11 protein-coding genes are annotated in these 9068 nt (G+C 55.7%); 4 read left to right on the forward strand and 7 right to left on the reverse strand.

The features are described 5' to 3' along the window. On the forward strand, nt 1–412 hold a 412-nt coding region (locus ABJQ89_RS21080; RefSeq protein ID WP_348498116.1), incomplete at its 5' end, for an NAD(P)-dependent oxidoreductase. 17 nt (nt 413–429) lie between these two features. Further along, entirely contained in the window at nt 430–1020 is a 591-nt protein-coding gene (locus ABJQ89_RS21085; protein WP_348498117.1) for a LysE family transporter, read from the forward strand. A 5-nt stretch (nt 1021–1025) separates the two neighbouring features. On the opposite strand, the gene ABJQ89_RS21090 is transcribed toward ABJQ89_RS21085, so the two are convergent. Beyond that, complete coding sequence (locus ABJQ89_RS21090) at nt 1026–1793, reverse strand: SDR family oxidoreductase (RefSeq protein ID WP_348498118.1); 768 nt, start codon at nt 1791–1793, stop codon at nt 1026–1028. 71 nt (nt 1794–1864) lie between these two features. Between ABJQ89_RS21090 and ABJQ89_RS21095 the strand changes: the two genes are divergently transcribed. Then, nucleotides 1865–2911, forward strand: a complete 1047-nt coding sequence (locus ABJQ89_RS21095) for an L-idonate 5-dehydrogenase (protein ID WP_348498119.1) — start codon at nt 1865–1867, stop codon at nt 2909–2911. A 16-nt stretch (nt 2912–2927) separates the two neighbouring features. On the opposite strand, the gene ABJQ89_RS21100 is transcribed toward ABJQ89_RS21095, so the two are convergent. The 6 genes from ABJQ89_RS21100 to ABJQ89_RS21125 are packed head-to-tail and all read right to left on the reverse strand — an operon-like array spanning nt 2928 to nt 8448. Further along, nucleotides 2928–3692 (reverse strand): TIM barrel protein, encoded by a 765-nt coding sequence (locus ABJQ89_RS21100; RefSeq protein WP_348498120.1) that lies wholly within the window; start codon nt 3690–3692, stop codon nt 2928–2930. Beyond that, nucleotides 3689–4336, reverse strand: a complete 648-nt coding sequence (locus tag ABJQ89_RS21105) for an aldolase (RefSeq protein ID WP_348498121.1) — start codon at nt 4334–4336, stop codon at nt 3689–3691. The genes ABJQ89_RS21100 and ABJQ89_RS21105 overlap by 4 nt, the downstream gene beginning before the upstream one ends. Next, entirely contained in the window at nt 4333–5571 is a 1239-nt protein-coding gene (otnK, locus tag ABJQ89_RS21110) for a 3-oxo-tetronate kinase (RefSeq protein WP_348498122.1), read from the reverse strand. The genes ABJQ89_RS21105 and otnK overlap by 4 nt, the downstream gene beginning before the upstream one ends. Then, nucleotides 5568–6473: an L-threonate dehydrogenase gene (ltnD, locus tag ABJQ89_RS21115; protein ID WP_348498123.1), complete on the reverse strand. Its 906-nt coding sequence runs from the start codon at nt 6471–6473 to the stop codon at nt 5568–5570. Before ltnD ends, otnK begins: the two co-directional genes overlap by 4 nt. Nucleotides 6474–6530: 57 nt before the next feature. Continuing rightward, on the reverse strand, nt 6531–7622 hold the full coding sequence (locus ABJQ89_RS21120; protein WP_348498124.1) for an isocitrate/isopropylmalate family dehydrogenase: 1092 nt from the start codon (nt 7620–7622) through the stop codon (nt 6531–6533). Between the two features lie 28 nt (nt 7623–7650). Continuing rightward, the gene (locus tag ABJQ89_RS21125) at nt 7651–8448 is read right to left on the reverse strand and encodes an N-acyl homoserine lactonase family protein (RefSeq protein WP_348498125.1); all 798 of its coding nucleotides are present in this window, start codon (nt 8446–8448) and stop codon (nt 7651–7653) included. Nucleotides 8449–8530: 82 nt separating this feature from the next. On the opposite strand from ABJQ89_RS21125, the gene ABJQ89_RS21130 reads away from it, so the two are divergent. Further along, on the forward strand, nt 8531–9068 hold a 538-nt coding region (locus ABJQ89_RS21130), incomplete at its 3' end, for a Gfo/Idh/MocA family oxidoreductase (protein WP_348498126.1).

Consider the following 9068-nt stretch of genomic DNA (forward strand, 5'->3'; position numbering starts at 1 on the left):
TTACACCTACTACGATGACCTCACTGCAATGGCGCGCGACTGCGATGTGTTGATCTGCATCACCCCCGGCGGACCCTCGACGAACAAGATCGTCAACGCGGAGGTCATAGAAGCACTCGGGCCTCAGGGCACCTTGATCAATGTCAGCCGTGGGTCCGTTGTGGATGAAACCGCGATGATCGAGGCGCTGCAAAGCGGCAAACTTGGTTGGGCTGGGCTAGATGTGTTTGAAGCCGAACCAGCCGTGCCGCAAGCGCTGCGCGATTTGCCAAACACGGTACTACTACCCCACGTGGGTAGCGCAACAATCGAAACGCGCGCCGCCATGGGCGCGTTGACTGTCGATAACCTGTTGCAGCATCTCAAAGATGGCACCGTGATCAGTGCGGTCCCTGAATGCGCGCATTTATAAGCAAGTGGCGGTGACGCATGATTGAATTCGTCATCGCCGTAATCTTTCTGCTGATCACACCCGGTCCCGGCGTTCTCACAACGGCTGGAATTGGCGCAGCATTTGGCTATCGCGCGGGGCTCGGCTTTCTTGGCGGGCTGATGTTTGGCGGCTTCATCAACATGATGATCGTCGTCTCTGGCCTCGCAGCATTGGTGCTTGCGATCCCTTCCCTGCGCATCATTCTTTTGCTCGGCTCAGTCAGCTATCTCGTATATCTCGCATGGCGTATCGCCAGCGCTGGCTCGAACATCAGCTTCAAACCAGCAAGCAAACCATTAGGATTTATGAATGGGATGATGCTCCAATTCATAAATCCCAAAGCCTATGTCGTCGGCACAACGCTTTTCTCTGGATTTGCCTTCATGCCTGAAAATCCGTTTTGGGAAGTTGTCCTCAAAATATTGATTTTCAACATCATTTGGCTACCTATCCATTTGATTTGGCTACAGGCGGGGGCAAAAATGGGCAGTATGAATCTCGCCGAAACAACCCAGCGCCGCATCAATGTCGGCATGGCGCTAGCCTTGTTGATCGTCGTGTTTACTGCGCTCTGGGCGTCGATTTAACACCCCTAGAGCGATGCCGTGATCCCGCCATCCACATAAAGCGTGTGACCATTCACAAAGCTCGACGCTGCCGAAGACAAGTAAATCGCAGCGCCAACCAATTCTTCGACGTTGCCCCAACGCCCGGCGGGGGTGCGTTTAGCTAGCCATGCGCTAAAGTCTTCATCGGCAACCAATGCGGCGTTCAAAGGCGTATCAAAATAACCTGGCGCAATGGCGTTACAGTTCAGCCCATGCTGCGCCCAATCGGTTGCCATCCCTTTGGTCAGATTGCCAACTGCCCCTTTGGTTGCTGTGTAAGGCGCGATGCCCGGTCGCGCGAGCGAGGTTTGCACAGAAGCAATATTGATAATCTTACCGCGCTTTCGCTCGATCATATGGCGCGCGACTGCTTGGCCCACATGGAACACCGACGCGACATTGGTTTGCAAAAGCCGCTCAAACGCATCTGCTGGGAAGTTTTCCAACTCGGTGCGGTGCTGCATGCCCGCGTTGTTGATCAGGATATCAATAGCGCCTGTGCTAGCCTCAAACCCGTCAACGGCCGCCCTTACACCCTCGTGATCCGTCGCATCAAAGGCCAGTTCATGCACGATCGCACCTTCGCTACGAAGCTCGGACGCCGCCGCTTGCAATTTACTCGCATCGCGCCCGTTCAGCACGATCTCGGCCCCTGCCCCTGCTAATCCCCGCGCAAGCGCAAAGCCGATCCCTTGGCTAGATCCGGTGATCAGCGCGCGAAGCCCTGTCAGATCAAACATCTGAAGTGTCATAGCATTATTCCTTTGAACATTTTGAGCAGTTAACCTTAACTTGGCCGCAAATGTATAGGGAAGAAACCGCTATGAGCGCTGCAAATCCAGCCGTTGTCATCCATGCCGCCCGCGATTTGCGAATTGAAGAGCGGGAAATTCATGCACCAGAGGCAGGACAAGTCCTTATCGAAATGCAGGCGGGGGGCATTTGTGGCTCTGACCTGCACTATTACAATCACGGTGGTTTCGGAACGATCAAGGTCCGCGAACCCATGGTTTTGGGGCATGAAGTCGCTGGCAAAGTCGCAGCGCTTGGGGCCGGTGTAGAAGATCTGAAAGTCGGTGATCTGGTCGCTGTCTCCCCTTCACGTCCCTGCCAAAACTGCGAATACTGCCAGAACGGGCAACAAAACCACTGCCTGAACATGCGATTTTACGGCAGCGCAATGCCTTTTCCGCACATCCAAGGTGCGTTTCAAAAAATGCTCGTAGCAAACGCCAATCAATGTGCTCCCGCACATGGATTAACCGCAGGCCAAGCCGCGATGGGTGAGCCTCTCGCTGTGTGTCTACATGCGCTCAAGCAAGCTGGCGATTTAATGGGAAAGACCGTCTTGGTCACTGGTTGCGGCCCAATCGGGTGTTTAAGCATACTCGCCGCGCGCCGCGCTGGCGCGGGCCGCATCATTGCAACTGATTTATCCGATTTCACCTTGAACAAGGCACTGGAATGCGGCGCAGATTTGGCCTTGAACACCGCCGAAAATCCAAAGGCTTTGAGCGCCTTTCAAAGGGACAAAGGTCAAATCGATGTGCATCTTGAATGTTCTGGCGCTGCGGCTGCTCTCGCGACGGGCGTGACCTGCCTGCGCCCTCAAGGTACTTTGGTGCAGCTCGGTCTGGGCGGCGATATGACCGTTCCGATGCAGGCGATGACCGCGAAAGAAATCACGCTCAAAGGGTCGTTTCGCTTTCACAGTGAGTTCGCGACAGCAATTCAAATGATGCAGCTCGGATTGATCAATGTCGATCCGCTGATCACCCATAGTTTTGACGTCTCAGAGGCGCTGAATGCCTTTGACATGGCCGCAGATCGGAGCCGCGCTATGAAGGTTCAATTGACTTTCGCGAGTTAAGCATGGTGGCAGAACGCTATGTGAACTCGGCCATCCAGCCCAGTGTCTCTTCAGTCGCGCCGCCCGGTTTGTATTCTGCGCCAAGCGGGTGATCCCATCCAAGTTTGGTGATCTCGTCGAAAACTACGCCGTAATCTAACGTGCCTTGATCCGGCCTGCCCCGTTCTGGCACGGAGGCGAATTGAATATGCCCGATGATCGGCAATAGCGCATTGAGGCGCGCGAACACATCCCCTTCGGTACGGCCCACATGATAGCAATCGAACATAAGTTTCAGATTGGACGCGCTGACCTCTTCTATGATCTTTTGCGCCTGCGCGCTGTCACGCAGGAAATAATCGGGTGCATCAAATTGGTTGAGCGGCTCGATCAAGATGTCGATGTCATGCGGTGCCGCGAGCACGCAAGCGGCAGTCAGGTTGCGCAGAAAGATCTCATGCGCGGCTGGCCCAGCCGCATTGCCCGCCATCACATGGATCGCCCCTGCGCCAAGTGCGCTAGCGTAATCGATGGATTGGCGAATGGCAGCGAGCGCCTCTTCTTCGCGATCAACAAGGGCGGACAGGCCGTTTTCACCAGCCTCCACGTTCCCACGCCGTGTGTTCAGGCCAAGCAAGGGTAAACCTGTGGCAGTAAGCGCGGCCTTGATATCATCCACTGGCACCTCATAGGGCCAATGAAATTCGACCGCGTCAAAACCTGCGCGTTTTGCAGCATGGATCGCATCAGGAAGGGGTAAATCGGTCCAAAGAAACCCAAGATTCGCCGAGAACTTGGTCATACATCCCACTCCACATTAAACTCTGTCACTACGCGGGTTATCTGCTCATCGCTTAAACCCACCGCATCCACATGGCGCATCATCATCGCCAAGCGCGCGGTTTCTTCGAGTTCCTCGACTGCATTGCAGGCCGCTTCCACATCTTTGCCAGCCACCACAGGACCGTGATTGGCAAGCATCACAGCGCTGCGCTTGCCAGCAAGGCCGCGCACAGCGTCGCCCATCGCTGGGTCACCCGGCAGAAAGAAAGGCAGCAGCTTGACCTTGCCCAGTTTCATAATCGCATAGGGGGTGAGCGCTGGCAGGAAGTTATCCTCATCCGCGTCCGGCATCATCGACATCGCAACGCTATGACACGAATGCAAATGCACCACCGCGCCCGCGGTGGAACGCGTGTCATAAAAGGCTGTGTGCAGCGGCATTTCTTTGGTCGGTTTATCCCCGCCGATCAACTGCCCAGCCGCGTCAAACCGGCTCAGGCGCGCGGGATCAAGACGGCCAAAGCTCGTGCCCGTCGGTGACACAAGTAGCCCACCATCTTCGGTACGCGCAGAGATATTCCCAGTGCTGCCATGGGTTAATCCGCGGTCAAAGAGCGATTTGGCCAGAACGCAAATCTGTTCGCGAAGCTGTGTTTCGCTCATTGCGCGCCGCCCAAGACGTTCGCCGCCTTTTGAAAGAAATCATCACTACCAAAATTGCCAGACTTCAGCGCAACGACCAGATTATCGCGCGCGCGCAATGCGGGTACACCGGGATCAATTTCAGGGCCAATTTCAAGCTGTTTCAAATCTAGACCTTCCACAATCGCGCCCGAAGTTTCCCCCCCTGCTGTGATCAATCGTGTCACGCCGCCTTGCACCAGCAATCTTGCCAAATCAGCGAAAAAGCCTTCCAGCGCCTCTGAACATGCCTCGCGCCCGTACTCTGCTTGCACCTCTTTGACCGCCGCAGGATCGGCCGAGCTATAGGCCAACGGAATGCCCGCCGCATCCAAAAGCCACGTAGCAATGTCTTGAGCGGCAACGCGACCTTCGATCACATCAGCCGCGCTGAGTTCCCGTGCCGGATTGTTTTGCGCATGCAGCGCCACTTGCGCGCGCGTTGCATTTGAACAAGACCCCGATAGCGCGACCACCTTGCCCGATTGGCCATTCCAAGGCACCGCACTTGGCTCGCAGCCAAAATTACGCGGCAAGCCCAGCGCAACACCAGAACCGCCCGTGATTAAAGGCAATCCTTTAGCCGCTTCGCCAATATCCATCAGATCGGCATCTCTAATAGCATCGACAACAATGTGGCGATGCCCTGTGTTGTGTTGCTCTTGCAAAGCCTGCGAAATCGTTTCTGGGCCTGCGAAAACGGTCCCTGCCGCCACATGGCCCACAGAATATTTCGACTGCTCCGCCATGCAAATGCGCAGATCGGGTTGTGTCATCGGTGTGAGCGGATGGTTCTCCATGCCCGACGTGCTGAGCAATTTGTCGTTCACGAACAAATGTCCTTGATAAAGCGAACGGCCCGCGCCGGGAAACGCGGGGCAGACGATCACCTTATGCGCATCCAAGGCTTCGGCCAAAGCATCTGCAACAGGGCCAATGTTGCCGTCCGGCGTTGAATCAAACGTGGAGCAATATTTGAAGAATATCTGCTCGCAACCTTGCGCCAGCAGCCAATCCAACGCTTTCAAAGACTGGCTGACAGCCTCCCCGCTCGGGATGGAGCGCGATTTAAGCGCGACGATCCCTGCTTGCACATCAGGCGCAGCCGCGTGGTCTGGCACGCCCGTATATTGAACCGCGCGCATGCCCGCTTTGGCCAAAGTATTCGCGAGATCACTGGACCCCGTGAAATCATCCCCGATGCATCCAAGCTTCATTTCGTTTCTCCCGGCAAAGTCAGCCCCGCATTACGCGCATAGACCTTGGCCACTGCTGCGTCGTCTTCATGACCTAGCCCCATGCCTGCTGCGGCCAGATATTGCTGCAAGGCTGCAGCTGTGATCGGCGCGCTAAAGCTGGCAGACCGCGCAATATCGAGCACGATCCCAAGGTCTTTGGGCCAGATATTCACGGAACTAAACGGGGTATAATCCCCAGAGACAATGTGCGGCGCGCGGTTCTCCAACATCCAGCTCGTGCCCGCGCATTTGCTGATCACTTCGACAAATTTCTCAGGCTCCACGCCTTGTGTCATGCCAAAGGTCATCGCCTCTGCCATCGCCGCGATATGAACGCCTGCCAACAGTTGGTTCACGGCCTTCATCGCAGATCCTGCTCCGGCCTCATCACCAAGCTCGAAGACAGTTTCGGCAATCGCGTCGAGTGTGGGTTTGGCCGCGGCAAACGCTTCTGGCGTGCCGGATGCCATCACCGAAAGCGCACCATTAGCCGCTTTGACAGAACCCCCAGAAATAGGCGCGTCGAGATAGTGAACGCCATGTTCGGCGCAGCGTGCAGCCATGTCGCGCGCGAATTCCGGTGGTACTGTTGCGCAAGCCAAGACAACTGCGCCCTTGCGCATTTTAGGCACCAAGCCAGCATCGCCAAACAAAACCGTTTCGGTTTGTGCAGCGTTCAGCACAACGACGGCTGCCGCATCCAACTCCGCAGCAACGTCTGCGACGTTACTTGCTTGGCCTCCTTCGGCTCGAAGACGTTCGATCTGCGCAGCAACGACGTCGCCGCCAAAGGTCGATAAACCTGCGCGAACGCACGATTGCGCAATGCCGTAGCCCATAGCGCCCAAGCCGATTACGGCCACATTAGTTGGTTCGTTCATTCCGTCACTCCGTCTTCATCACATTTATCGATATTGCGCCCCTTAAGGCGCAAAGCGTCAAATCCGCTCTAACACGCCTTGCGTTACCGCTGCCGTGCCCATATCGCCGCCAAATTCCATCGGGCGCAATGCATTTTCTTCAAAACCCGCATCAACCGCTTGATCAATCAAAGCGGCGGCGGCGGCAAAACTCTCAATTCCAGTCTTTTCTGCCAGATAGTCCAACATCAACGCCCCGCTCAGGATCGCAGCCAGCGGATTGGCTTTGTCTTGGCCCATGATATCGGGCGCAGAGCCATGCGCCGGTTGGAACAGGCCAACGTCATCGCCAATCTCGCCGCACGCCGCCATTCCCATCCCCCCGACCAAGCCACCCGCCAGATCAGAGAGGATATCGCCGAACATGTTTTCCATGACCATCACGTCATAATCCCATGGATTGCGGATCAGGTTCAGGGCTTGCGCATCCACATAACTGTAATCCGTCTCCACCTCCGGATGCTCTTCAGCGATCTCGTCGAAAATCTTGCGAAAGAAGGCCATGGACGTGAACACATTAGCCTTATCAACGCAGGTCAGCTTTCCCATATGGCCACGTGCTTTGCGCTTTTGCGCCAAGCGAAAGGCAAACCGGTGAAGTTTTTCTGTGGTTGTACGCGTGATGCGCAATGTATCGCGTACTTCTTCATCGCCAATCACTTCGCTGCGGTTATGGACCGCTGCAGAATAGAACAAACCTTCGGTCGACTCGCGTAGGATGATCATATCGATCTTAGCCGCACGCGGATCGGCAAGACGTTGCGGCGCGTTTGGGTAGGCCTTTACAGGGCGCACACCTGCGTAAAGCCCATAGCGGTCACGCAAGCGCAAATGTGGGGAAATCTCGGTGCCGTCGTCGTGCCGCACCGACGGCAGGCCAATCGCCCCAAGGAAAATGGCATCGGCTTTGCCTACGGCCTCTTCGCCGCCCGGTTCGATATCAAGCCCCGTCTTTGCAAAATATCCAGCGCCTGCCAGCGTCTCTTCGATCGCGAAGCCGCATGTGCCAATTTTTGCACAGGCCGCAGTCGCGACCTCCATAGCGGCCTCGGATACATCGATTCCGATGCCGTCCCCTTTGATCAATGCGACGCGCGCAAGCTGTGTCATCGTGTTTTCCAGTTATTTTGGAGTTACATTAAAAAGGTTTGATCGGACCTTTGTCCAATCGCCAAGCGAACCCAGACGTTTCAAAAGCGGGAAAATGCTGGGTCACGAGCGGATCATGGCCCGGGATAACCCGCTCTTTTGATCCTGCAAGCGCTTGGATGGTATCATAGCCCGCCAACATAGGTTCCACATCAACAACGATTGGGAAGGGTTTGCGCGCGATGAAGTTTTCATAATAATGCGAGGCATCAGAGGCGAGGCAAAGCGGTCCGTTCTCGGTTTCAACCTCCACGACTTGAAGGCCGCGTGAATGTCCGCCGACACAATGCACACGAACGCCGTCTGCCACCTGCCCAGTGCCATCATGGAACACGACGCGCCCTGCATAGACGTGGCGGACCATGTCGCAGATATGATTGGCTGAGAACGGCATCTGAAGCGCTGCGTGGCACATGCAAGGGCCTGTCGCATAGGCCATTTCGGCCGCCTGCAAATGAAACGTCGCATTCGGGTAGCGATCCAATCCGCCGGCATGGTCATAATGCAAATGGGTGATGATTACCGTATCCACGCTCTCGGCATCAACGCCCACAACTTCAATCGCCTTGGCCGGATCACGAAGGATCGGCCGGTCGCGCTGCACCCCTTCGCTGGCATCATAACCTGTATCAACGACGACCTTACGGTGCCCGTTATCGAGCACCCAAACAAAGTAGTCCATCGCGTGAGGCATCTCTGGCGCTACGTCCATGATAAAGCTGTCCGCACGCGTTCGCGTGTTCCGCTCCGCGTATTTCACGCAATAGACTTGCCATTTATCGCTCATCAGGTTTTCCTTCTCAGGCACGATGCACCACACACTACGCATGCACTGCGCGAATACAAACTGTAATCAGCGAGCGGCCCCTATGAACAAGAAACTCTCGGTTGCGGTGATTGGCTTGGGCTATTTCAGCCAGTTTCATTTGAAAGCTTGGCGTGAGCTGGACAGCGTTAAGCGCATTCACGTGACCGATCTCGATCAAGAGCGCGTGCGTTGGGCCGAAAACAGCTTTGATGCGGTAGGCCACAGCGACGTGGATACCTTATTTCACGGTGCCGCTGTTGATGTTGTCGATATCATCGCCCCGCCTTCAGCACATCTTGAGCTGATCCGCAAAGTCGCCCATGCGAACCGCACGATTATTTGCCAAAAACCTTTTTGCACATCGATTGAAGAGGCCGAAAAAGCCATCGCCCTAGCAGAGGCTCATGGCGCGCGCCTCGTTATTCATGAAAACTTTCGCTTCCAGCCGTGGTATCGCGCGATCAAGACAATTCTGGACGACGGTCAGCTAGGCCAAATCTACCAGTGCCGTTTCGCGCTGCGCCCTGGTGATGGGCAAGGCGCTGATGCCTATCTTGCGAGACAGCCAAGTTTTCGGGGCATGCCTCGTTTCTTGGTAC

This window comes from Planktotalea sp. (assembly GCF_039984035.1).
GTDB lineage: Bacteria > Pseudomonadota > Alphaproteobacteria > Rhodobacterales > Rhodobacteraceae > Planktotalea.

Coding starts and splice junctions, on each gene's coding strand:
- ABJQ89_RS21085 (WP_348498117.1), top strand. CDS start 430: ATGATTGAATTCGTCATCGCCGTAATCTTTCTGCTGATCACACCCGGT.
- ABJQ89_RS21090 (WP_348498118.1), bottom strand. CDS start 1,793: ATGACACTTCAGATGTTTGATCTGACAGGGCTTCGCGCGCTGATCACC.
- ABJQ89_RS21095 (WP_348498119.1), top strand. CDS start 1,865: ATGAGCGCTGCAAATCCAGCCGTTGTCATCCATGCCGCCCGCGATTTG.
- ABJQ89_RS21100 (WP_348498120.1), bottom strand. CDS start 3,692: ATGACCAAGTTCTCGGCGAATCTTGGGTTTCTTTGGACCGATTTACCC.
- ABJQ89_RS21105 (WP_348498121.1), bottom strand. CDS start 4,336: ATGAGCGAAACACAGCTTCGCGAACAGATTTGCGTTCTGGCCAAATCG.
- otnK (WP_348498122.1), bottom strand. CDS start 5,571: ATGAAGCTTGGATGCATCGGGGATGATTTCACGGGGTCCAGTGATCTC.
- ltnD (WP_348498123.1), bottom strand. CDS start 6,473: ATGAACGAACCAACTAATGTGGCCGTAATCGGCTTGGGCGCTATGGGC.
- ABJQ89_RS21120 (WP_348498124.1), bottom strand. CDS start 7,622: ATGACACAGCTTGCGCGCGTCGCATTGATCAAAGGGGACGGCATCGGA.
- ABJQ89_RS21125 (WP_348498125.1), bottom strand. CDS start 8,448: ATGAGCGATAAATGGCAAGTCTATTGCGTGAAATACGCGGAGCGGAAC.